Below are 24,576 nucleotides of genomic sequence, written 5' to 3'. Positions count from 1 at the left end.
TTAGAGTCAAAAACTATTCCACAATTACCACATTCGAACCTTTTGTATGTGAATTCATCTGCGGTGCATAATAGTTTTGAATTGTTGTGATTCCGTTTGAGAATTTCCCTGATGCATTCGCTACGTAATCGTATTCAAAAACATATTTTCCTTTTGGCATATACTGAATATAGAAATTGGTAGACGCATCTTTGGTTGACTGATAATATCCTAAACTATTTTTCCATTGATAACCGGAAAGTACATTCAACGGTTCAAATCCTGCCGCTCGCATATCTTTAATGTGAATAAATTCCATCGCACGATCTGTGTTCAAAATCATTCTTACCGTTACTTTGTCGCCAACTTTCAGCGGAGTTTCGGGAGAAATTTTCTGTAATTCTTCACCGTTTACCGTTTTTACTTTTTTATAAAGCTCTTTTACTACAGAAATATAATTTTCGGAAGATTTTATTTTATCCAAATCTTCATAATATTGCCAAAATAAACCTCCCTGAACAATTCCTGCACCCGGCTTTGTAACGGTAACGGTCGCTAAATTCTTATCTAAAACATCTGTTTTCACAGCAGATTTCACATAACCTGTCGCCTGAATTTCTGGTTTCAGTTCTTTTCCGCCCCAAATAATGGTTGCTTTGTCGCTTTCTGCCGAAGTCCAAGATTTTCCTGAATTTAAAATCGTGAAAATTACTTCTGAAGTTCCTCTTGAGCTTCCCCAAGAATTGACTTCTTTTTGGGTAATCAACCAGATTTTCATGTCTTCGATGAATTTCTGATCATTTGGCTTTAGTTTATTAAAAGCTTCCAAAGCTCCTGCATGATTAACAACTTTCGAACTGAACCAACCCCAATCATCAAGATTTTGTTTCCAATAAATACCTTGCGTTTTAGAATCTACTGAAGTTTCTTTTAAGTAATTTAATAATTTATCCGAAACATCTTTTAAGCCATAATTGCTCATCAATAAAGCTGCACGATGCAATCCGAAGAATGTAAAATCGGTAATTTTGGTTGTTTGGGCTTTTTGTTTTACTAAAGATTTCAGCGTTGCTCCTTTTCCTTTTAAAGGATATTGTTTTTCCCAATAATTGCGGGTATCAAGATAATCTAACGTCCAGTTGTTGATTACATTTTCCCTTTTAACATCAGTGTATTTATTGATTTCATTGTCAACATAACCAATCAGTTTTGCCACCAATTCTTTCTGTTCGGAAGACTGATAGTCTTTCACATTATCTTTTAGCCAAACGTTTATTTTTCCTAAATTTTTAAGAATATAAAGAGACGTTCCGTACGAACTCGGATACCCTTGATACCAAGAGAAACCACCATCCGGATTTTGCAGTTTTTTGAAATCATTCCAATCCTGATTGATCGCATTTCGCATATTATTCGTGTCAAACAACAATGCTAATTTTGCCATCTGCTCCTGTTCGTTTTTACTTTCTAAAACCCAAGGAGTTTCTTCAAGCAACAATTGTTTCAATTCCTGATTTTTCTCAAGATTTGAAGTTAATAACCCTTTGCTTTGATATTCTTCAAAAACTGTTTTCAGTTTCGGATTGGCTTTAAAAATTTCTGAAGCCAAAACATCGGCAAACCATTTATTAAAGACTACATCTGCAGAACTATTCTGGTCATTTTTCAGACTTGGAAGCGCAAACATGATTTCCCAAATCGGATTGGTCGTCAGTTCCAAAGTATTTGAAACATTAGAAATGGTTGTCGAGTTTGTATTTTTAAGATTGTCTAAAACAAAAGTTTTTGTTTCGCCTTCTTTTACAAAAATCGGAACTGCATCGGTCACCAACATTCTGTTTGGTAAAACCGGAATCGCTTTTTGTTCACCATCAGAATATTGTCCGGCTTTTGCAACGACTTTTAAAATAATTGATGAAACATTATTCGGCACTTTTATTTTCCAGGTTAATGCAGAATTTCCGTTTTCATTTACTGAAAAAGCCTGTTCTTTATTGTAACCGGAAACTGCCGTCAAAGTACTCAACCCGAATTTCTCTGAAATGTCTTCATTGGTAAATGCATCCAAAATCTGCAGTTGTGCAGAACCATTCATTTTTTTGCTTGTTAAGTTTGATAGTTTTGACTGAAGATTCAATTCATCCCCTTCTCTCAAAAATCTTGGGTAATTTGGAGTAACAGAAAACTCTTTTTGCGTCACCACTTCTTTTTCCAATGTTGTTGCTCTTGCGTCTTTTGTATGAGCTAAGAACATCAATTTCCATTTTGTAAGAGCTTCGGGAGACGTGAATTCGAAGTTAACATTTCCTTCAGCATCCGTTTTTAAATCTGGATAGAAGAATGCTGTTTCGTTCAAATTTTGACGAATTGCTATCTTATTTAAATCTTCATTATCTAAAATTCCATCAGAATCTATATATTGTTTTCTTTCCTCTTCAGTTAATTTTCTTCCAGAGTTTAAAATATCAATTGCTTCATCATCAACTCTCAAGCTCTGCAATTTCATTCTTACTGTACTTGCTTTTGCACCTGCAGTTGGTGGCGGCGGTGGCGCAGAATATGCTGCTGCTTTTACTCCTTCCTGACTGACCATTCCCGTTGTGGTTTCCAATTGTCTGCTGTAATCTGTAAAGTAAATATTTCCATCAAACCAGTTAAACTGAGGAATATCAACCACCTTATTATCAAAATACTCCATTCTGCTTTGAAAATATTTTTCTTCAAGACCGGTATTGATTGCATAAGAAGATATAAATGAATAAGGTCTGTACAGTTTTTGCCAGTTAAAAGTATTTACAGAAAACTGGTCCAAAGACATATCATACATATTGGCTAAAACCTCAGCATTGATTTTTTCTTTGTCATTTCCTACTACTTTTACCGTCCATTTTTCTTTAGAATTAGGTTCTATTTTATCTCTAAATGTTACCGTTTCTATTTTCAATGGCTGCTCTGTATCTTTAATTTTTAAATCAACCGTTTCGGTCTGAATATCATTAAATGAAGCCAACTGAAACTGAATATTTAAACCCGTTACATTTTTATCATTTGGAATTTCAGTTTCATATTCAAGCACTCCGTTTTTGAACTGGTGAACTTCGGTAATTGTTTTTCCTAAACCATTTTGCAGGAAAACATTCACCAAAGCATTCGGAATTGACGAATAGACATAAACTTTCGCTTTCTCTCCTCTCGAAACCTCATCTTTTGGTTCTAAAACCGTTAAGAAAGTTTTCTGTGTAGGTTTCAAAGATTTTTTATCCCAAACACTGAAATTTTGAGTAGATTTTATCGTGTCTTTCCCTTCAATATTATATAATTCTAATTGATAATCTCCGGCTTCCAGTTTTCCTAGATCGAGAGATTCTTCACTTCGCTGTGCTCCATTCAGAATGACAGAAGAAGTTTTCCAGTTTTTTATTTCATCATTTTTATCATACAAATCATGTGGAAATTTGCTAACAAACTCTTCTTTTAAAAATTTCGGCAGATTCTGAACTTCTGTTTTGAAGTTATCTCTGAAAATCCTGTTCGGAGTTTCCAGTTTTGAAAGTTTTACCTGATAAGATTTTTTAAGATTTTGCTCATTGTAATTTTTGGTTTCAACTTTTACTTTTATGTTTTCATCTACAAAAGTATTTTTGATCTCATCCGTTTTGATGTAATGAGAAACCGAAGCCACTTTCAAATTGGTATTCGCAGTTTGCATTTCGCCGTTGATGTCGGTAGCAGAAGCATTGATTTGATAATTATCAATCTGAATTCCTTCTATTTTTTCGTCTTTTTTAAGGTCTAATTTTATGGTAAACTCTCCTTTTTCATTGGTTTTTACTTCGCCAAGAATGGAGTTTTCGTTATCATTATCATTCGGATACCAAGGGAAATATCTCCAACGGATGTTTTGTTTTTTAATTTCGTAGTTGACGTTGGTGTTACTCAAAGCCACCCCCGAAAACATCATTGCTTTACCTTTCAGCTCAATCGTTTGTCCGTATTTATATTCATCTTTTACAGAATCAAAAGTCACTTCAAATTTTGGACGTTTGTATTCCTCAACCTTTATGTATTTGTAGCCGTTAGAATTTCCATCAGTTAAAATTGTGAAATTCCCATTCAGCTTTCCTTTTGGTAAAATAAAACTTCCGTGATAAGAACCGAATTCATTGGTTGTAAAATCCTGCACCGAAACTTCCTGATTATTGGCATCTTTCAACGTTATTTTCTGTTTTAAATTAGATACCACAGATTCTATTTCATTGTCTATTTTGGTATTAATTACTTTAAAATATACAGTTTGTCCGGGTCTGTAAATTGCTCTGTCCGTAAAGATCTGAGCTTTTGTACGGGTTTGTTTATTCGGATTGTATATTTCCCGACTATTATTACCATACATTTGCATCAGCTGAAAATCATTAGTTTTTGGCTGTTGAATCAAAATCGCTCTGTAATAATCTTTACTATTCGTCATCGGAAATTTGAAAACTCCCTTTTCATCTGTTTTACCGGCAACTTTATTTAAAGTTTTATTTTCTACAAATTCATAAAATGTAAGATTTTCATTATTGATTGACTTCCCATTTTCAGAACTGATTAATTTCAATTCATTAGAAAGTTTATTGCTTTCGTTGATATTCTGATAAATAATTTTATGATTTGAAACTAAAAAATAAAAGTTATGATTATTACCTTCTTCTGGTTTTGAACCTGAAACTTCATACTCGGCAACATAAATTCCGGAAGGAAGTGCCTTCATTTCAATCGAAGTTTTATGAAGTTGATAATCTTGAGGGTCATTCAGCTGAAAAACTTCTTTTCTTACGAGTGTTTTTTTCACTTTTGAATAGGTGTCATTGTAAGCATTTCTTGCATATTGCATGAATGATAAAAAATTATCTTTCACTTGATATATATTTACAGAAAATTCTTTCACATTCTTAAACTCTGCAACCAAATGAATCGGAAGATTAGGCTGAGTCTGCTCTTCGTATTTGAAGTTTAAAAAAGGATTAATAATTTGATTTTCCTTATTCTTAATATTTTCAATAAAAGGAGATTTCGGATATTGATTTTTGATAGAATTGACAAGCTGAAGCGCTTCTTTTTCTTTTTTCCCTTTAATTAATTCATCTATTATTTCTTCTGTAATAAGCACTTTGTAATCACCTTCAATATTCATTTTCATTAAATTCTGAAGCTGTACTAATTTATCTTTACAAGAATTAAAAATACAATTTTCCGAAAGTTTCTGATGCATAAAGTAAAGCTTTGAATTTCCTGTACTTTTAGCAATTAATTCATCAAAAATTGTGTTGATTAGAAGTCTGTTTTCTGTAAGTTCGTTCTTTGTAAACAATTCGTTGTTCGACAAGAAATTCACCTTTTTCAGAGAATACCAATCCTGCAAAGTAGAGAAATAAGCAATGTAATCGGTATTAGAAAAAATATCTTTATATTTTACCAAAGAAAGCTTGTTCATCGCTTGATATTGCTGGTCAAGCTCTTTAAAATTTTGGATTAAATAATTTTTAAAATCAAGCTTGCTCCATGTTTCAATTTGCGAAACGTCTTGAGAGTTCATATTGGTTCTACCGTTGATTTCCCATGAATGCTGATTATAATAATCGAACATAAAACCAGATAACAAAACCTTGTAAACTAAAAGGTCATCGCCTTTCAGATTCTTTTCTGTAGTTTGTAGTTTAGCAAAAAACTTTGATACCGAATCATTTTTTCCGTCATCAACAGTCTGGTTTACAATGCTGAATTCTGCTTTCAGAGAGCGAATCAACTGTAGCGTATTATTTTCTTTCATAGCTTGTTTCTGAATGTCTAAAACCAGCGGAAGATTTGATTTGTAAGTTCCCTTTTCATAATTTTCTTGTATTTTTTTCCATTGCGTATCGTAATACTTCTGACTGAAAGCATTAGAGAAACACGATAAAAACAGGATAAGGAACAAAACCTTGGAAAATCTTTGCATAAGTGTTATTTTTGATAAATGAATTGTTTAAAAGTACTGAAAAAATCTGTCATCGACAGCCAACTTTACGTATCCTTAATGGGAACAGTTTTCGCAGTATTTTTCATGCTTGAGCAAAACACATTCCGTTTCCCTTCTACTCTTTTGATATTCATCACTTATTTCAGTGGCTATTTGTACACGAAATACCAAAACACAAAATATTTTTACAAAATTTTATTATTAAATATTGTTACTGGAATTATTTCGGCGGCTTTAATTATTTTCAATCATAATGAAATACGTTTGGTAAAATGGTTTGTCATTGTGGTTTTAGGATTGTTATACAACAGTTTTTTTCTTGAAACTTACATCCGGAAAATCCCTTTACTCAAAGTATTTTATGTAGGTTTAGTTTGGGCACTGGTCAATTCATGGCTGACTTTACCTGAATTTAATTTTCCTATATTTTTCATCAGTTTCTTTTTTGTGACAGCATTAGTTTTACCATTCGATATTCGTGATATGAAAAGCGATACAGTTCAGACATTTCCAAAGTTAATTGGTATTCAAAACACAAAATATCTTGCTTACGTTTTTATTTTCATTGCTTGCATTTTCGCTATTTTTCATTTGAAAATTCAGTTTGCTGCGAGCTTTTTTTCAGCCTCGGTATTTACTTATATTCTGGTTTATTTTTCAAAGAATTCTAATAGAGATTCGTATTTTTCTTTTTGGGTTGAAAGCTGTTCCGGCTTGCCTTTTTTGTTTTTAATTATTTATCTTTACTTAAAATTTTGAGTGATGGAAAATATGAATGAATATAAATTGAGACTGATTCAGAAAATAATCAGAATTGATGATATTAAAGTTCTTTTAAAAATAGAAGAATACATCTCAGAATTTGAAAAAAACAATATAAAAAACATTGTAAGTGACAATACAGCAATTTATCAGTCAAAAATTCACTTTACCAATGAGCAACTAAAAATGATTGAAGAAGCTGAACAAGACATTGAAAATGGAGATTTTTATACCGATGAAGAAGTAAGAAAAATGACTAAAGAATGGCTAAAATAGTCTGGTCTTCTAAAGCTCTTTTTGATAAAAAAGAAGTTCTTGAATTTTGGATTTCAAAAAATAAATCAAATGTATACAGTAAAAAATTAAATCTTTTAATTGAACAAAAACTGAAACAAATTTCATAAAATCCAGACTCCGGAATTCAAACAAACATTGAGAATATAAGAGCTATTTTAGTTGAAAATTATTATATCCATTACTCTATAAAACCTGAAACAATTCGAATTTTAAGAATTTGGGATGCCAGACAAAATCCCGAACATTTTACTTTATAAATGATTATCAACAAACTTACCCTTTACAATTTTAAAAATCATTCTGAAAAAAAGTTTGAATTTTCTCCGCAAATCAACTGTTTTGTAGGAAATAACGGCGTTGGCAAAACCAATATTCTCGATGCACTGCATTATCTTTCTGTAGGAAAAAGTTTTTTAGGAAATACTGATACTAACAACATCAAAAAAGATGAAGATTTTTTCACCCTTGATGCTGAAATTCAGAATGAAGACAGTGAAGATACTTTAAAAATATCTCAACCGAGAGAAGCAAAAAAAGTCATTAAAAAGAATGATAAAAGTTACGATAGAATGGCCGATCACATTGGTTATTTACCCAGTGTGATGATTTCTCCGTACGATTCAAACCTTATCTCTGATTCTGGGGAAAGCCGCAGAAAGTTTTTAGACTCGATGATTTCTCAGACCGATTCAGGATATCTTTATGATTTGATTCAATATCAGAAAACCATTCAGCAGCGAAATGCTTTATTAAAATATTTTGCAAAAAACAGAGTTTGGGATAAAGATTCATTGGAGATTTACGATGATCCGATTACAAAATCCGGTACTAAAATTTTTGAAAAAAGAAGAGAATTTGTCGCAAAATTAAACCCTATTGTTCAGAATTTTTATCAGATTATTTCTGGTGGAAAAGAAAGTGTTTCTGTTATTTATGAATCTCATTTATTGGAAGGCTTCGACTCCGCTCAGCCTGACAGAAAATTTCGTGAACTTTTAGTGGAAAGTTTAGAACGAGACAGAATGCTGACCTACACTTCAAAAGGAATTCATAAAGATGATTTGCTTTTTGAAATGGATTCTGTTCTCATTAAAAAAACAGGTTCTCAAGGACAGCAAAAATCGTTTTTAATATCATTAAAACTAGCTCAAATGAGCTTGATAAAAGAACTAACAAATAAAACGCCAATCCTCTTATTGGATGATATTTTTGATAAGCTTGATGACACACGAGTTGCTCAATTAATTAAATTGGTCAATCAGGAAAATTTCGGGCAGATTTTCATTACAGATACACACAGAGAACGTACTGAAAGTGTGGTTAAGAAGATTAATGAAGAGAGTATAATATTTGAGATTTAATTAATATATTTGTTTCACTAAATTATATTTATAATGAAAAAAATTCTTTCATCAAAGAAATTATCCAGACAAAACCTAATGAAAATTCAGGGATCTGGTGTAGGAGGGGAAATATGTTGTGCAGTATACTGCGGAACGAATGAGTGTGCAGTATGGACAGAACCTAAAGTACAGTGTCCGTTTCTCCCAGTCTGTATTTAAAACTAGAGCTGCTTCAATGCAGCTTTTTTTTATGAAAAAAAATAAAAAACGAGAATTTCAATCTTCTGAACTGGTAAAATCTTTTGCCAGAATTCATGGTTTTGAAGATAAGCTGGTTGCTTTTGAAGTTAAAGATTTCCTCGAAGATTATCTTGATGAAAGTCTTTTTCAGGAAATTGTAAGTGTAAATTTAGACGATAAAATTATTCAGATTAGAATCAATTCGCCTCTGCTGAAAAACGATTTTAAAATGAGAAAGAGCTTTTACCTAAAAAAGTTTCAGGATAAATTCGGAGAAGAAAAATTTATTGATCTTCAGATTTTGTAGGAATTGAATTCTGTACCAAATTATTTGCTTTCAAATCAAAAGTCGATTGCAAAGGAATGAAAAACTTTAAAGGATTTCTTAGGAAATATCTGAAAATTGCACGATAAATCTCTCTTACTTCGCCAAAATTCATTTTTCTTGATCGGAATGCCAAAAACATAGACAAACTGAAACTTACCAAGAAATTGAAAAATCCTATGATAAAAACGGTAATAAATGAGATCCAGAACACTGAAGAATCTACCGTAAAATCTTTTCCGTATAAACCGATTGCAAAGTTTCCGGCAGCAAAAGTAATATGACGAATATCGAGATCAAGACCGAAAAATAAACCGACTGGCGCTGTTGCACCAAGAAAAACTCCAAACCAGAAATTAGAAATAATCCCTGCCCAGTTTTTAGCATAATATTTTGAAAGACTTTTGGCAAAACGAGCCCCAAACATCCTTCTTATCGGAAGATTTTTGGCAATTCGATCCGGAATCTGATAAAACACGGAATTGTTCCCGATATTCCCTGAAATAATGCCTGAAATAAAAAGATAAAAACCGGCTATACAAGCGTGTAGAATTGCTTTAGATTCAAAAGGATCGAGATCTTTAAGCAATTTATCAGATTTTTCTACCGCCAAATTTTGCGAGAAGAAAACATCTAAACCATAAATAATCAGCAACGCAATCGGAAAAGAAAGAAGTACATTTCCTACAAAAGCAATAAACTGACTTCGGAATAATTTCGAAACCAAATCAGCAAATTCGGTATAATTATTTTTTGTACTTTCCTGTTCAGACAAAACTTTGGTCATCGTTGCAGCGGTCATTGCCGGCTGTTTTGTTGCTAAAGTAAAGCCCATCAGATAAATCATTACAAATCCCATTGCATAATTTAATGAATATAAAAACGCATGGAAAAAGTCACTTCCGGGCATAAAGCCGTACAGCATTTTTAAAACGCATAATGCACCAACAATAATTCCGCCACCACTTGCTTTGTAGAACATTTTCATGTACTGCTTACGACTTGAGGTGATGTAATGACTTCCGGTTTCTGCAGTATGATTGGTGATCAAATGCGAAATCAAACGGGTACTGTCATTGATAAGATCTGAAATATTATTCTTATGAGATTTATAATTCAGAATATTAAAGATCAACTGTTTAGATTTGATAACAATATCTTCTGGCTGATCGATAATCAATAAATTGACAATTTCAGAGATTCTCTGTGTCTGTTGACGAATCTTAAGTAGAGATTGATTAATTTTCCCTGAAATACCGTATTTTGAAGAGTTTTTAAAAGCAATATTTACAAAATCCTGACATTGCTCAGCGTAAATTTTAATCTGCTTGTAACGGCTGTCTTTTGAGTGAAGCTGAATTTCAGGATTAATTTTAAAATCTTCAGCTAAAGCTTCTAACTCATTTTGCAATGCCAAAAAAGGATTGTCGAAATTTCTGTATTCAGGAGCCATTCTTACCACATCAACTTCAAGAGCCATCCCGGTAACACGCCACGAAAGAATATTCATCGAAAATATCAGTTCGCTTTTCACATTAGCTTTTTCAATAAAATCTGAAATTCCTAAAATGCTCAGAAACTCATTAACCTCATCTTCAGGAATATTGTGTAAATACTCAAGATCTTTTTTTGGACTGAAACTGACATTATCAATAAGATACCAAACCGTTTTTTCGTGTTCTACGGGTGGTAAAATTTTATTTAAAATTCTTTTCTTAAGTTCAGGAAAGAAGGCGTTTTCTGATAGAATATTGGCTTCCGTTAAAGAAAGGTTGAAAGGTCTTTCTTCAAAAATATTGTAAATATATTGCCTGAAATGATTTACAGAGTTCGGATTTGACTTTAAAAAATTAAGAACATTTTTAAAATCTGTCTTCTTTATTGCCTCCAAAAACTCAGCTAAAGGCTCCAACGAAGTAGTCTCATTCTTAAAAGAAAAATACTTTTTAAGGACAGATTCGAAATTTTTTGTACTTGAACTCAACAGTTTCATTAGTGCAAAGATACTATTTCAAAGTTACATTCCTCATTTGTCTCATAATCCAATTGTGCTTCTTCCTCAAATAAGGAGATGGATTTTTGGGATCATATTTTTTAGGATTAGGTAAAACAGCTGCAATCCAGGCTGCTTCCGAAGTGTTAAGATCTTTGGAAGGTTTCCCAAAATAGTACTGCGCAGCAGCTTCTACCCCAAAAACTCCCTGTCCCATTTCAATAGAATTCAGATATCTTTCAAGAATAATATCTTTCGTCCAAACTTTTTCGATAATGAATGTATAAACGGCTTCAAGCCCTTTTCTCACCCAGCTTCTGCCTTGCCAGAGAAAAATATTTTTAGCAGTTTGCTGAGAAATTGTACTTCCACCTCTCAGTTTTTTACCTTTCTCATTATTTTTCATGGCTTTTTCGATTGCTGTATAATCGAAACCATTATGATTGAAAAATTTCTGGTCTTCTGAAGCAATGACCGCTTTTTTCACATTAGCTCCCATTTCATCGTAAGAAATATAATCACGGTGCAATTTTCCGTATTCAAAAAGACCACCGATTTGTGTAATTGTGATGGGTGGATTGAAAAATCTTCCCCACACGATGAAAACTACATTCAAAATCAGAACAATAAAAATAAATTGTTTTATTTTTTTCCACATAAGCTAAAAACTTGACGCAAAAATATAAAAATACTGCGAGTTACTGTACTTCATTCATGTAAATCAGTTGATAATCGGGTAAAAGTTCAGGATGGAATACTTTGATATAGTCTTTTAAAACCAAATCTGAACGTACCACTCCACTTTCAAAAAAGTCGTTAGCTTTTTGTTTTTCTCTTCCTGAAAGACCATAAATTTTTCCTTTATTGAAAACTTCCAGTTTCCCATAAAAAGGATTGATATTCAGCATCTCTTTTTTCGATAAATGATTTCCTGCGTTTACCCAATACTGAATGTTTTTAGATTTAGCAAAAACCTCTTCAAAGCTCATCGTTACAGCTTTTTCTTCAGTATTATCTTTTAAAATATAATTAGCGTTTGCATCTGTAATATAATTGGCCGTAAATGTTTTTCCACCCGGCATATACCAAACATCGCCATACATTTCATTTGCTAAAACATTAGGTTTTGAAGTTGATTGTAAAGCTATTTTTTTTAAATCATTATAATCTTTCTGAATTTGATTAAATCTTTCTGCCGCTTCTTTTTCTTTTCCTAAAAGTTTTCCAAATAGTTTAATATAAGAAGTCTTTACCATTGGGCTTTGCTCCATATATTCATCTAAAAAAATCACCTGAATATTATTGTTTTTCAAAAGTTGGTACGTATTATCAAAACTCGCAATGTAGTTTGTAAAAATAGCGTCCGGTTTCATCGAAATTATTTTTTCTACATCATATTTCTGTTCGTTGCCGACGTTTTGAATTTTTCCCGATTTCAATAAGTTATCAATTTTTTCTGAGTAAATATATTCCGGACTTGCAATTCCAATAACTAAATTTTCAGCTTTAAGTTCAGAAACAAATCCCATTAAACTTGCATTTAAAAGTATAATTTTACGGAAAGGAACTTTATTTTTTTCAAAACTATAATTAAAATTACCTGATTTTAGATCAAATTTTGCTCCATCATCCTTAAATTGTAGTCTTGAGGAAACAATTACCCAATCTGAAGATGATATTTTTTGTTCTCTTTTACAGTGGGTTAGAAATAAAAATGCGATTATCAGTAAAAAATTTGCTTTCATCTTTCAAAGAAACTAAAAAAGCACTATATTTGCAAACCTTTAAACAATAAGGAAACAACGGCCTCGTGGCGCAACTGAATAGCGCATCTGATTACGGCTCAGAAGGTTACAGGTTTGAATCCTGTCGAGGTCACAAGACCGACATTTGAAGTTTTTTCACTTCTTTGTCGGTTTTTTTTATTTCCTAACTCCTTGTTAATCAAGGCAATATTACCAGCTAAACTGTTGATTTTTGTGGTTTGAAAATACTCGCCGTCGAATGTTAACTTTTCAGGATATATCAAACCAACAATTGCGCGTTTGTCAATTGTACTTGCGTTATTATATCTTTCAGAGATGTTTACAATGGCATTTAATGCTTGACTCATCTTCTTTTCAATATCATCTGTATGACCAGAATTTTTTAATGAATTTAATTTAAAGTTAATTTCTTCAATTTCCACTTTATACTTCATTTTAATCCTTTTAAAATCTTCTTCATCCAATTTATCTTCAAGATACATATCTCTCGCTTTGTCAATTCTTCCTTCGATAGCATTAAGTTTATTCTGCAAAACCTTTCTTTCATCATTTAGACCATTTGAAACTATTGAAAAGTTCTGTTCTAAAATTGTTTTCAATATTTTCTCAGCACCGATGCTGAATCTAAATTTTGATAGTTCTTCGACAAAAAGATCATTAACTATTTCAGAATTATGCCTGAAACCACATGAGGTTGTGCAATGGTAATAGTAGTAATGCTTGCTTCTGCCCTTAGCACTACTGGCTGTAAGAGTTTTATCGCATTTTGGACAAAGTAATAATCCTCTTAAAGGATACCGTTCTTCATTTATTATTCTTCCTGCCGGTAAAAAATCATCTTTATTGCTTTTACGATGAAGAACCCTTTGAACTTTCATGAAAAGTTCTTCAGAGATCAGTGCCTCATGTTTTCCTTCAACAATTTTTTCCTCCTCGTCGTTGTACGCCTTTAGAAATAATTTTCCGCAGTAGGCTATATTTCTCAACCCATCCATAAATGAATTTTTCGTCAGCTTTCTGCCTTCTCTCCTGTTCATTTCTTTTAGAATAACTGCTGTAGGTAGATGTCCTTTCGCAACCTGCTTGAAGGCCCATATCATATTTGTTGCTTCAGGCTCTTTAACAGCTACATATTTACGACCGTCTTCTGTACATCTGTTGATGTAACCATATGGAGCGATACCCATCATTCTACCCTCTTTAATTGCTCTTCTCATCCCATACGTTACATTCAATGCCCTCCTGTCATTTTCTACCTCAGGCGTTGATAAATATATTGCTAACAAAAGTTTATTTTCGGGTACACGTAGATCTAATGGTTGTTCAATAGCCTGAGGCGTAATACACAATTTATTAAGGTTGGATATCATCTGATAAGCCTCACTGGTATTACGGCTAAATCGATCCCATTTTGTGAAAAATAAGAATTTGTTCTGTCTAGAACCTCTTCCTTTTCTAATATTAAACAGGTATTTTTTCCATTCAGGCCTCTCAAAAGTTTTGGCAGAATGATCTTCATAAATGATTTTGTCAATTGTTATGTTCAGGGAAGAACAATGTTTGCGTAAACGCTCTTCCTGATCACGTTGTGAATACCCTTTATCTGCTTGTTCGTCAGTTGACACGCGAATATATAGATCAGCAACTTTCATAATTTTTTATTTAAAAGTGGGATAAGAGAATCTTTACAAGAATAGAATAATGTAAGATTTAAATACTTTGTAATCACTAAAGTACGAATTAATCTTCAGGTGATAAAAACTCCTTGATGGTAATTTTAACCATTGTATGAAAAAATAGTAAAATTTCAGCAGCCTCGTCATCAGAAACGATAGTGCCTGAATCCTTTAGCATTTTTATAGCTACATTTAATGGCAATTCCTGAAATTTCATAACCGACTCCAGCTCAAATTTATTTGAGCTTTCAGTAATCGGATATTTTATTATTTCCCTTTTAGCCATTGTTAATCTTTACTACATGAAATCTTTTAAACTCAATTTCAACTTACTATTATCACTGATGATTTATTAGTTTAAGAAATAGAATTGTCGGTAGTTTTATTCAATAAAAATCTATAATATTTTTGAATAAAACTATATGGATTTGGTGCGGGAGGCTATTCAAGAGCAATCTGGATTATTAAAATTAGATAAACACTGATTTTGGGCTAAAATGTATTTTTGGATCTAATAGTGAACGAATTGTGTTGTAACTATGTACTTATTTTAATCTTTTAAAACATTTTTAAAATAGCTGCATCTAAGGTTAGGAGAAGTTTTCTACAAGCTGATATATCATCTTTATCCCAAAAAGATTAGAAAACATCGTGTTTTCTAATCTTTTGTAGTGGACAGCATGAACCTCATCATAGAAGTCTTTGCAAGTAAAATCTGCTCGGCAAGTAATCATTTTTGGTTAGCCCTAACTATGTTAACTAACAACAGGACAACTCAAAAATTACTAAAAACTTAGTTAACTTTTATCGCCTTTTACCTAAATATGAATTTTGATAATTTTCGCCTTCTCTCATTATATTTAAATAATTCAATAAATTCTCAGGTTTTGAAGATGTAATTGAAGCTTCATTATCTAATTTGAAAATCATTTTGTTTTCGGCTGCTCGTTCTGATTTGAAGTCAGTCTTCGAGTTGTTGGAATTATTCTGTTTTTCAATTTTATATTTTGCTATTAGATTCTCTTTCGTTTCGGGTAGTTCTTCCAACTTTTTATCCAATTCAGAAATCTTCTCTTCAGTAGCTTTAGTTTGCTTCTCAATTTCTGCAACATTAACCCCTTTTGCAGCAAGATTTTCAATCACTTCTTGAACTTGAGCTTTATGTAAATCAATTGTCCTTTGATAAGAAGGTAACTGTGTTCTCCAGTAGTCAGAATTTACATCTTCATTTTTTGAATATCCTTCGATCCTATTGTAGGAATGTTCAGCTTTAGCTATTAATTCTTTCACTTTTAAGAAATCTTCATATTTCCTCAGAACAAAAGCACTATCTGCGAGATGCTTGTTTTTCTCACTTTCAATCCTTTTTTTCATTAATTCGATTTCAATGTTGGCTCGGGTTTCGGGATTGGTAATGATGGATGTTTTAAGCTCTTGTGTACTGATGTCCGAAATATCCAAAACATCCGCACCTTTTTTCATTGCTTCTAAATATCTTGCCTGTTTGGATTGCAGTTTTTGAAGCATAAAAACATCAATACTGTCATTGGTCAGCATAAAATTGATTCTCATATTTTCGTTTTTATTTCCTTGCCTCCACGCTCGTCCTTCGATCTGTCGCAAAGACGTGAAATTGTAGGGTAAAGTAAGCATATACACATCTGTGGTATTTTCCTGAAGGTTCATTCCTTCCTGAATGGCTTCACTGCCGATAACAACTTTTATTTTTCCTTCATTAAAATCATTTTGAATAGAAATTCTTTGATTTTTATTGGTCGCTCCGGCGATAATTCCGATTTCTTCGGGTTTGTAACCGATTTCTTTAATGAGATATTCTTTTAGTTTTGGAAATTGAGCAACCGCCAATTCAGAATAAATGATTTGTCCGGATTCCGGAATGTCTTTTTTATTTTGATGAATTAAATCCATCGTCTGTTTCAGCTTGGGAGAATTTTCTATAAATTCTTTTACATAAGGCTCTTCATCATCATAGTATGGTGATAAATACGGCGAAATCGCAATTAAACGGGCATTGAGAATATGCGTTAGAATTGCTCCCTTTTCACTTTCACTGAAATTTTCATTGAGCAAGTCATATTGTTCTTTTGTCAGATCATTCTGATCAATTTTATACTCTTTGTTGATTTTGTTGGGACGAATCAATTCAGGATTGTCTTCTTCTCCTTTTATATCAATGAATTCCGAAAGTAATTGTTGAAACAGCGAATTGTTTTTAAATCTCCGAACATTGGCTTTAAACTTCACATCACCTTTTGCGTCAATCTCCATGTCATTATCCGCTTCCATAAAGGTCTCGAAGAAAGTATTGACATTGAAATATCCCGATTCTTCCAAACGTTTATTTGCTATTAAAGAAAGAATGGAATAATATTCCAAAGGTTTATTCGTAAAAGGCGTTGCGGAAAGTAGTGTTACATTTCTGCCATCATTTTTGTCTTGAATATATTGCGCAGCCATCCAGGTATTGATTCCCAGTTTGGAAGTCTGTTGGTTTTGACTTCTAAAATCGGAAGCAAATCTTCGGTCTTCAATTTTTACTTTTCCTACAATGTGATTGGCATTGTGAACTTCGTCGTAAGTCAAATGGTCGAATCCAAAATCTTCCCAATCATATACTTTTCCACGCTTCATTTTTCCCTCGATCTCCTTTTCTTTTTGAAGTTCAATTTGGATGTCCCTTTCCGTATGGGTAACGCCTTTCATTTCGCTTGAAGAGATGTAGCTGAATTTTGAAGAAAGCTCTTCGGTTATTTCTGATGAAAACCCGATATTATTAAAGCCCTCATAAGTAACGATGGTAATTTCTCCGTCTTTGTTGTCAAATTTTGAGAGATCATAATCTTTCCCCAAATTCCCTAAAACATTAACTTTCCCATTGGGAATCGTTTCAAAAATCGTTTCCACCCATTGTTTCAAAATACTGTCATTCGGAACTACGATGATTGGTCTTTTCGCATTTCCCCTCTCCATTGCTTCGTGCATAGAAAGAATTCCTGATAATGTTTTACCAAAACCCACTTCGTGCGCTAATAACCCTACTCCTTTTGTGGTCTGTCTTCCGATTCCTGCCTTCTGAACTTCGGTCAAACGCAATTCATGACCTTTGAAATGCAGATAGATTCTGGAAAATAATGGGAATTTAGAATAATCCGGAACGTGAATGTTATTGTAGTTTCGATTGAAGTCTTTTACAAAACGATTTCTAATATCATCGGAAAGTTCTTCCCGAACAAACTTGTAAAACAAATCATTCGCAGCAGCTTTTCGCCTTTCTCTGACTAACGCATTCCTCTCTTTATCGCTTCCTGTAACTGTTTCGTTATCTACAAAACTTCGCACTTCCCAAGCTGAAGAACCCGCAAAGGCTTCACTTGACAAAGTGCCTACAAAATCTTTGAATCTTTCTGCAAGATTGTAATTTACAATGACTGATTCGGTACGTTTTGTAACATGATTATATTGGTCTTTCTCTATTTGACCTAACTCAAATTTGTGTACGAACTCGTGGTTCGGACTGATATAAATCTCATCTAGCGATTTCGCTTTTGGTAGAACATTTTCTAATAATGATTTTTGTTTTTCGTATTGGTTTTCTGTTCCTCCAACTGCATTTTTATCAGAAAAATCCCTCTCTAATTGTTCCAGTTTCGAGTAAATATTTCCTTCAGTGTAATAAAAATCGTGAACCCAATTTCCATCAATGAAGTTCGCAAATTGATAGTGCTTTCCGCGATTATTTAATGTGCCGTTATAAGAGGTATCTCTGAATGCTTCAATTTGTTCTTTGGTAATATCAGAACTATTTTGCAAGGAAGTATTTACAATTTCATCCTGTTTGGAGAATTGATATTTTAAAACACCTTTCTTTATTTCCGGTTTTGTTTGAAGTTGATATTCGTTCCCGGCTCTCGTATTGTGAATAGAAATTATTCTATCACTTTTCTCAATCAGTTCTTTTAATTTTTCCTCTGAAAATGCTTCTGATTTTGTGATCAGCTTTTTTTGTAGTTTTTCATATTTGCCAATTTCAGTCGTAATTGTTGGAGATTTAAACTTGATGTTATTCAGTTTAAAAAGTACCAATTCAATTTTTTCTTGAGTTTCTGTTACACTTACTTCATTTTTATTGTGGTTTTCGATCCTCGCAGAATCTTTTATTTCTGCAATTCCTTCTTTTAGTACAGGAACTGTATGATCTTCCTCTAAAAACAAATCTTCAAACAGATTTCCGATCCGCTGGGTTTCTTTCCTATTTTTAAACTGTTCAATCTTAAATAAAGCTTCATCTAAATTTCCGTGAATATATTTTTCTAATCGACCGAAACGGTTGGTTTTTTCTCGGGTTTCTCCCAAAATTCTTGCTGGGTTATTATCGAAATAATTAGAAATATCAGTAGAGATATTTTGAGTGTTTTTTCTTAGAATGATAATGTCTGTTCCTATTTGTGTTCCTGCAAAAGCTCCGTTGGGCAAGCGGAAACCTTCCAAAATATTGGCATTTTTCAAATTGCTTTGACGGTTCAGCCAAGATGACGGCAGTACCATCGCCAAAACGCCGTTTGGTTTTAAAGAATCCAAAGACCGTTTAACGAAATAATCTTCATATTTAGCAATTTTCGGTTCTTCTCCCAAACCTTTGTAAAGCCCACGGTGTTCACCGTAGGGCGGATTCCCGATGACCAAATCGTATTGCTGAGAAAAGTCCTTTTTATTTCCTTTTTCATCAATGAATTCAGTTTCAAACGAACGAAGATTGATGTCAGCTTCGGGATGCAGAATCTTGGCAATTTTTGCGGTGGTCTCATTGATTTCAAATCCTGTAATTTTAGAATTTACAGATAGCTCTTGAATAGCATAATTAAAATTTCCAGTTCCAACACTTGGTTCTAAAACGGAAATTTCTTTTTGAGTTTTAAAATGGTCTTTAATTAAATTATGAACTGTATCAACAATTTTATCCTGCGTATAATATTCGTCTAAAATCCCTCTTCCTTCTTTTGCCGTTCCGCCACTTTGGAATTGGTTGCAAATTTCTATTAAGTCATAAGTGATGTTAAGATTTTTCTTCAGAAAGATTTTGTGATTGTCGGAAACAAAACAAGTTGCAGAAACTACTTCTGCAACTTGATCATTATTCAGTTTTTGCCCTTTATATTTTGAAATAATAGTATCTAACTCTACATTATTTGTTGAATTTTCACTTACCTCGGAAAGTCCTCCATTGGGTCTTCTTCTATCGGATACAGTTCTCCCGGATACGATTCCGCCCACGGAACGTCCTTGAGTCTCTCCAACATTATTCTGTTGTGAGTCGTCATAGGATCCTCTTCCTCGGTCTCGGTTTCCCAAATTGCTCCGCTCTGTGCCTGCAAGTCCATTTCCAGCATTGTTGCTGCCCACTGCTTGTCCGCTTCCGTAACTTCCGTTTTGCTCGGATTGGATCTTAGGGCTAAGTTTTCCAGTGTTGTGTTCAGGTGTTTCGTTTCCCACTTGCTGAGAATCGGATGTTCTTCCGTATTCAATTGCATTGCTTTCATTTTCAGAAATTTTTGGTTCAACTAAATTAGTATTTTTATCTTGAAGCTTGAGTTTATTCTCTAAATATTCAGTCAGGTGTTGATTCCCATTTTCAGAAATTTCATATAACGGACGAACGTCTTTGATATTTTTGCCATTAAATTCTGTAAGAATTTTTCTGGTTATTGCATTTCCCGTTCTATCCCCGGTAAAACAAAGAAACATTTTGCCATCATAATTCTGGTATCTATTGATAAACTTTTTGCTATTTGAACCTGAATTAAGGGTAATCAATGTTCTATTATTGACCTGCTTGTTCAATTGAAGAAGCTCCAAGAATGAAAGCATATCCTTACTGTTTGTGAAAACAATAAGTTCCTTTTTATTTCCTTCAACTACAGAAATGTCATCATTTATCTCATTAAAAAAATCTTCATCTTTCACTTTTTTCTGTTTTTTATGAAGTGGTTAAATTCAAAAATTTCTTTGGCTTCACTGTCCCAGTTTTTTCTCGGTATCAACTGAAGGGTTACAAATATGTCAGATTTTTTATTGTAAGAATCAATCCTTTCGAGCCTTCCGTAGTAGTCCTTTTCCGCGTGTTTGTAAATAGAGTACGGTAAAATAGTATCAGTTGGATAAATGTAAAACCGGGTGTACATCCAAGGTGAGTTGATTTCAAATCGTTTGTATTTTTTCTTAAACAAAACCGTATCACTCAAATTTTTTCTGTTTCTGTAATTGGGGATTTTTTCCTGAGAAAACAATGTTCCTCCTTTTTTCTTTTCAACCGAAAGCGGCTTTTGTTTATTTATAATGTCTGACAGAATAATTTTGCCGGGATTTTCATTTTCAATAGTATAGCACAATGAATCTTTAATGAAATAAATCTGTTGGGTTATTTCGGGAGCATTAGCATCCGGAATCCTTTCTATAATGGAATCTCCTGAATAACTAAGGCTTGACAAATGAAAACTTTGGATGTTGTTCAGATTTTTGGAAACATCAAAATATACATTGGAGACAACATCGATTCCTCCTTTTTCGAATTTGATTTCTTTGTGGCAGGAAGTGCTTACAAAAAGAAATAACAAGCTGGGTAGTATTAAAAGTTTTTTCATAGAAATAGGGATTAAAAAAGCGGCAGCCTAATTAATTTGACTTACCGCTGGGAAATAAATGATGGGTTGTAAGTCTTATCTATCGTTTAATGCTTTGTTCCTTCACATTGTTTTTTTCGTGCTTGTTATCCTGTTCCAAGCCTTCCAAAGTTTTATTGGTGTTGATTCTGTTCATATCGGAATCATACAGATTCAGATTTTTGTATTGCGGATTCAGCACCGCTTTGCCTTCTACCACTTTATCGTCCAATTCAAATTTTACCTTGACGATATTTCCTTTTTCCAAAGATTTTATGGTACTTTCCTTCCATTCAGGCTTATCGAAGATCAGTTTGGATTTTTCGATGATCTGGGCAGTATCAACGCCGTAATTTTTGTAAAAATTCTGGAAATTATAATTTCCTTTTTCAGTTTTCGGTTCTTCGAAATTGAGCTTTACAAAGGCAGGTTCTAATTTTTCTGTTTTTGGATTGGTGAACTCTATTTTCACAGTGCGACCTTCCAGAAGATTGACGGCTTCCTTTGCTGTAAATGTATTTTCCTTGTTTACATAAAAATTATGAGAGATGCTTTCATCTTTTTCATTTTCAAGAGTTGCATTATAAGAATTGAGAAAAACGCCTCCGTTTTCCGATTTATTAAATTTCAATGTAAAATCTACTTTGTTTTCAGGCAAGGTTTTGTCGGACGTGGTTTTAATTTCAAAATCTTGTTTGGCAGATTTAATTCCTTCTTCAATATCTTTGTGAAGTTTTTCACCCTCTCCGAAACCGAGGTATTTCATTTGGTCTTTTAGGTATTGTACCTGATCAAATTCTTTGTTGTTTTCCATAATGTTTGGGTTTTGATTGTTAAATTTTATTTCGTTGATTGTTAATATTCGATTTTTTGGTAAACTATCTTCTTCCAGATAGATTTTTAAAATTTCACCGCTATCCAATAATTCGTAGGATTCCCCATATTCCGGTATTTCCAATAGGCCGAAAGCCAATTCGTATTTGTCATTTTTTGACAACGTATGACCATCAATAACATTTGGGATTGTGTCCATTTGTGTAAGAGAATAATCTCCATCTGTTGTTCCGAATTCCATTTTTTCTGAATAAGCTTTTCTTTGGTTCGCTGTGATCTGCAAGTTCTCCAGTATGAATTCGTTTTCTTTCATATAGATCCTGTAATTGAGAATATCATTTTTTTCCTCTTCGGAAAGTTTCGGATAAAGATTATTTTTGACTGCTTTTTCCTTTAGGTCTCCTTCCGCATATATTTTAAAGTCGTGCAAAGTTTGTGGTTCATTATAAAAATCTCTCATACCTGTCCATTCTTTGCCGCCATACGGTAATCTATATTCCTGCGTTTGCAGATCATAGCTGTAGTAACTGTGACCATCTGGGCTTTTCAGAGATCCGCTCCCATCATCGTAGCCGCGCCATACCCTGCCATCCGGAAGGTCAGATGCAGGGATTAAATTTTCTTTAAAGCCTTCATCTGAAAAAAAGTCTGCATTTTCTTCCAGATCAGTCTTTTCAATTTGATTGACCACTTCTAATGATAACTTTGCGGCTTCTACTTCATAATTTCGATAATGATGAGCTTGCTTTTCATCAATTTGAGTATAGGTCAAACCGGAACTTAAATCAGTTTTTTTCTCCAATTCCTGAGCCCAGAGATCAGAAAGAAATTTCTGCTTTATTGACTCATTACTTATAGTAATTTCAGTAGACTCCCTGTTATTTTGCAAAATCAACTGTTTATTGGCTAGTTGCTGCTTTTCAATAAATCTTACTAATTCAGCGGTAGTATTAAATTTATCCTCAATAGGGAAACCCTGATTTGATTTGAAAATTGTTTTCAATGTAAAATTTGAGCCTATGATAACTTCTCTTCCCTTAGATTGGTGAATGGACATAAACTTTTTCTCTTTATCGGTAAACAGCCTCTCTCCGTCCCGAAAAAACTGTTCAGGTGAAGTATTTTCAATTTCCTTCACAAAATTTTTATAAGCCTTCGTTCTCGGAACTATATTTTTATCAAACCAGGTCAGATTAATTTCCATTTTATTTACCTTCTAAACTTTCTTGATTTCTCCACTTCTTCGTCATGCTCCTGGTCATCGTCTCTTCTTTGATTGGCATCCTGATACACATCCGGGTCGTTCACATTCAGTTGAATGTCGGAATTATCTGCTTTGGAAATTTGTTTTTGGTTGTTAGATATGCTGTTCACGGAATTGATCTCTCTGGACACGATGCTGAGATCATTCGTTATCTCCTTGGATATTTCAGGATACTGGTCTATCTTGTCCAAAAGATAACTTTTCAGTTTCAGCAATTCATTTTTATATCGATTTAGTTCTTCTGTATCCTTTTTATCAGCAATGATGGCAGTAAGCTCCGTAGCGTTTTTGATGAAGTCAAACTCAACAACTTTTTCGGTTTCTTTGTCAAAAATGAAGGCTTTTTTTTCGAAACTCAGTTCATTTGCAGATTTAGAAACATTCTTGACATCAGTATATTGAATATTATTTTTACTGTTTACAAGAATTTCAGAAATACTTTTGTCTCTTTCTAAAAAGATAACTTTCAATTGGGTGTTATTATCTGTAAGCTGAAAAGTAGCCCTGTTTTCGTCGTGGTCTGCAACAATGGTGTATCCCTTCAGAAATTTCTGAATATCATCTGCATTCAGTTTTTTAGAGAATGACAGATCTTCATTGATAATTCCGTATTTTTTTAGTTCGTCTGTTGGTAAAGTATTAGTGTTCATAATGGTTTGCTATTAAATTGTTTACTTTTATGAGGTCATTTAAGAAATGAGAAGGATTGATGCTCTGTCCAAATTCTTTCACCGAAAAATGCAGATGTGGACCCGTAGAGTTTCCGCTATTCCCACTTTTTCCAATGATGAATCCCGCTTTTACTTTTTCTCCAACTCGATAATATATTTCTGAGAGATGTAGGTACGAGGTTTCGAAACGGTTAAAATGTTTTACTTTAATGTAATTTCCACCGCCTTTAGAATCCCAACCTGTTGCAGTAACAATTCCGTCCAAAACGGAATAAACATTTTCATAACTGGCTTTTAAGTCGATACCGTTGTGGTTTTTTTTTGTTCTGAAAATAGGATGTGTTCTTGTCCCGTAAGAAGACGTAACTGTAATTTTGTTTTTAAGGGGCATTACGATTTTTGAAAAAGATGCCGCCGGTTCATCTACGAAATCATACGTTGTAGAAAAGTTTTGTTTTTTTGATGATTGCTGTGCCTCTTCTACTCTATTCAGTGCTTGCAGCATCAAAGAATCTTTCAGTTTTTCAAACTCATTTTTCCGTGCATTTTTCACACTGCTATAATCTTTAAGCAGTGTTTTCAATGAATCTATTTGACTCGTTAACCACTTCGTCGAACCTTTAGTTTCATTTTTTAAATCTGATTTTGTGGTGATATTTAGAACTTGCTTCCAAGATTTCTTAGCCTTCTTTTGTTGTGCCGGTTCTTCGATATCAGATTTATCTGATACTTTTAGATTTTCAGATTT

General features: G+C 33.2%; 15 protein-coding genes and 1 tRNA gene. 5 read left to right on the top strand and 11 right to left on the bottom strand.

Annotated elements, in window-relative coordinates; all coding sequences use genetic code 11:
- Positions 1 to 13: 13 nt before the first annotated feature.
- Positions 14 to 5,959, bottom strand: a complete 5,946-nt coding sequence (locus B5X64_RS13275; RefSeq protein WP_079465711.1) for an alpha-2-macroglobulin family protein — start codon at positions 5,957 to 5,959, stop codon at positions 14 to 16.
- An 18-nt stretch (positions 5,960 to 5,977) separates the two neighbouring features.
- On the opposite strand from B5X64_RS13275, the gene B5X64_RS13270 reads away from it, so the two are divergent.
- The 4 genes from B5X64_RS13270 to B5X64_RS13255 all read left to right on the top strand — a co-directional run bounded on the left by B5X64_RS13270 (position 5,978) and on the right by B5X64_RS13255 (position 8,929).
- Positions 5,978 to 6,739: a UbiA prenyltransferase family protein gene (locus B5X64_RS13270; protein WP_079465710.1), complete on the top strand. Its 762-nt coding sequence runs from the start codon at positions 5,978 to 5,980 to the stop codon at positions 6,737 to 6,739.
- A 3-nt stretch (positions 6,740 to 6,742) separates the two neighbouring features.
- On the top strand, positions 6,743 to 7,018 hold the full coding sequence (locus B5X64_RS13265) for a hypothetical protein (RefSeq protein WP_079465709.1): 276 nt from the start codon (positions 6,743 to 6,745) through the stop codon (positions 7,016 to 7,018).
- Between the two features lie 278 nt (positions 7,019 to 7,296).
- Positions 7,297 to 8,400 (top strand): DNA replication/repair protein RecF, encoded by a 1,104-nt coding sequence (gene recF / locus B5X64_RS13260; protein WP_079465708.1) that lies wholly within the window; start codon positions 7,297 to 7,299, stop codon positions 8,398 to 8,400.
- 232 nt (positions 8,401 to 8,632) lie between these two features.
- Entirely contained in the window at positions 8,633 to 8,929 is a 297-nt protein-coding gene (locus B5X64_RS13255; protein ID WP_079465794.1) for a hypothetical protein, read from the top strand.
- Here B5X64_RS13255 and B5X64_RS13250 read toward each other — a convergent pair.
- From B5X64_RS13250 to B5X64_RS13240, 3 genes are read right to left on the bottom strand one after another with little or no spacing between them, the layout of a single operon-like run.
- Positions 8,907 to 10,940, bottom strand: coding sequence for a recombinase (locus tag B5X64_RS13250; protein WP_079465707.1), 2,034 nt, complete (start codon positions 10,938 to 10,940; stop codon positions 8,907 to 8,909). The two genes, B5X64_RS13255 and B5X64_RS13250, sit on opposite strands and share 23 nt — an antisense overlap.
- 13 nt (positions 10,941 to 10,953) lie before the next feature.
- A complete protein-coding gene (gene mtgA / locus B5X64_RS13245) occupies positions 10,954 to 11,598 on the bottom strand; it encodes a monofunctional biosynthetic peptidoglycan transglycosylase (RefSeq protein ID WP_079465706.1) in 645 nt (214 codons plus the stop codon).
- 40 nt (positions 11,599 to 11,638) lie between these two features.
- The gene (locus tag B5X64_RS13240; RefSeq protein WP_079465705.1) at positions 11,639 to 12,685 is read right to left on the bottom strand and encodes an ABC transporter substrate-binding protein; all 1,047 of its coding nucleotides are present in this window, start codon (positions 12,683 to 12,685) and stop codon (positions 11,639 to 11,641) included.
- A 59-nt stretch (positions 12,686 to 12,744) separates the two neighbouring features.
- Between B5X64_RS13240 and B5X64_RS13235 the strand changes: the two genes are divergently transcribed.
- Positions 12,745 to 12,818, top strand: a tRNA-Arg gene (locus tag B5X64_RS13235).
- Here the strand turns inward: B5X64_RS13235 and B5X64_RS13230 are convergent.
- From B5X64_RS13230 to B5X64_RS13200, 7 genes are all read right to left on the bottom strand, one after another.
- Positions 12,784 to 14,331 carry a recombinase family protein gene (locus tag B5X64_RS13230; protein ID WP_249414792.1) on the bottom strand — a complete coding sequence of 516 codons (1,548 nt, stop codon included), beginning with the start codon at positions 14,329 to 14,331 and terminating at the stop codon, positions 12,784 to 12,786. The genes B5X64_RS13235 and B5X64_RS13230 overlap by 35 nt on opposite strands.
- 115 nt (positions 14,332 to 14,446) lie before the next feature.
- The gene (locus tag B5X64_RS13225) at positions 14,447 to 14,668 is read right to left on the bottom strand and encodes a hypothetical protein (RefSeq protein ID WP_055983646.1); all 222 of its coding nucleotides are present in this window, start codon (positions 14,666 to 14,668) and stop codon (positions 14,447 to 14,449) included.
- A gap of 518 nt (positions 14,669 to 15,186) precedes the next feature.
- Complete coding sequence (locus B5X64_RS13220) at positions 15,187 to 20,364, bottom strand: Eco57I restriction-modification methylase domain-containing protein (protein WP_228418913.1); 5,178 nt, start codon at positions 20,362 to 20,364, stop codon at positions 15,187 to 15,189.
- A complete protein-coding gene (locus B5X64_RS13215; protein WP_066680659.1) occupies positions 20,361 to 21,041 on the bottom strand; it encodes a hypothetical protein in 681 nt (226 codons plus the stop codon). Before B5X64_RS13215 ends, B5X64_RS13220 begins: the two co-directional genes overlap by 4 nt.
- A gap of 79 nt (positions 21,042 to 21,120) precedes the next feature.
- Positions 21,121 to 23,097: a hypothetical protein gene (locus tag B5X64_RS13210; RefSeq protein WP_079465703.1), complete on the bottom strand. Its 1,977-nt coding sequence runs from the start codon at positions 23,095 to 23,097 to the stop codon at positions 21,121 to 21,123.
- Positions 23,098 to 23,102: 5 nt separating this feature from the next.
- Complete coding sequence (locus B5X64_RS13205; protein ID WP_079465702.1) at positions 23,103 to 23,807, bottom strand: hypothetical protein; 705 nt, start codon at positions 23,805 to 23,807, stop codon at positions 23,103 to 23,105.
- Positions 23,797 to 24,576 (bottom strand): M23 family metallopeptidase (locus B5X64_RS13200; RefSeq protein ID WP_139377610.1); only part of this gene is annotated, 780 nt, incomplete at its 5' end. The genes B5X64_RS13205 and B5X64_RS13200, both read right to left, overlap by 11 nt.

Origin of the sequence: Chryseobacterium balustinum (assembly GCF_900168205.1) — a bacterium.
Lineage (GTDB): Bacteria > Bacteroidota > Bacteroidia > Flavobacteriales > Weeksellaceae > Chryseobacterium > Chryseobacterium balustinum.
Note: the sequence above shows the minus strand (reverse complement) of the source record. Positions and strands in the feature narration are given on the sequence as shown.

What these genes read in the sequence shown, in the direction of transcription:
- recF (WP_079465708.1), top strand. Translation starts at nt 7,297, where the DNA reads ATGATTATCAACAAACTTACCCTTTACAATTTTAAAAATCATTCTGAA.
- B5X64_RS13205 (WP_079465702.1), bottom strand. Translation starts at nt 23,807, where the DNA reads ATGAACACTAATACTTTACCAACAGACGAACTAAAAAAATACGGAATT.
- B5X64_RS13210 (WP_079465703.1), bottom strand. Translation starts at nt 23,097, where the DNA reads ATGGAAATTAATCTGACCTGGTTTGATAAAAATATAGTTCCGAGAACG.
- B5X64_RS13255 (WP_079465794.1), top strand. Translation starts at nt 8,633, where the DNA reads ATGAAAAAAAATAAAAAACGAGAATTTCAATCTTCTGAACTGGTAAAA.
- B5X64_RS13250 (WP_079465707.1), bottom strand. Translation starts at nt 10,940, where the DNA reads ATGAAACTGTTGAGTTCAAGTACAAAAAATTTCGAATCTGTCCTTAAA.
- B5X64_RS13275 (WP_079465711.1), bottom strand. Translation starts at nt 5,959, where the DNA reads ATGCAAAGATTTTCCAAGGTTTTGTTCCTTATCCTGTTTTTATCGTGT.
- B5X64_RS13225 (WP_055983646.1), bottom strand. Translation starts at nt 14,668, where the DNA reads ATGGCTAAAAGGGAAATAATAAAATATCCGATTACTGAAAGCTCAAAT.
- B5X64_RS13270 (WP_079465710.1), top strand. Translation starts at nt 5,978, where the DNA reads ATGAATTGTTTAAAAGTACTGAAAAAATCTGTCATCGACAGCCAACTT.
- B5X64_RS13215 (WP_066680659.1), bottom strand. Translation starts at nt 21,041, where the DNA reads ATGAAAAAACTTTTAATACTACCCAGCTTGTTATTTCTTTTTGTAAGC.
- B5X64_RS13240 (WP_079465705.1), bottom strand. Translation starts at nt 12,685, where the DNA reads ATGAAAGCAAATTTTTTACTGATAATCGCATTTTTATTTCTAACCCAC.
- B5X64_RS13265 (WP_079465709.1), top strand. Translation starts at nt 6,743, where the DNA reads ATGGAAAATATGAATGAATATAAATTGAGACTGATTCAGAAAATAATC.
- mtgA (WP_079465706.1), bottom strand. Translation starts at nt 11,598, where the DNA reads ATGTGGAAAAAAATAAAACAATTTATTTTTATTGTTCTGATTTTGAAT.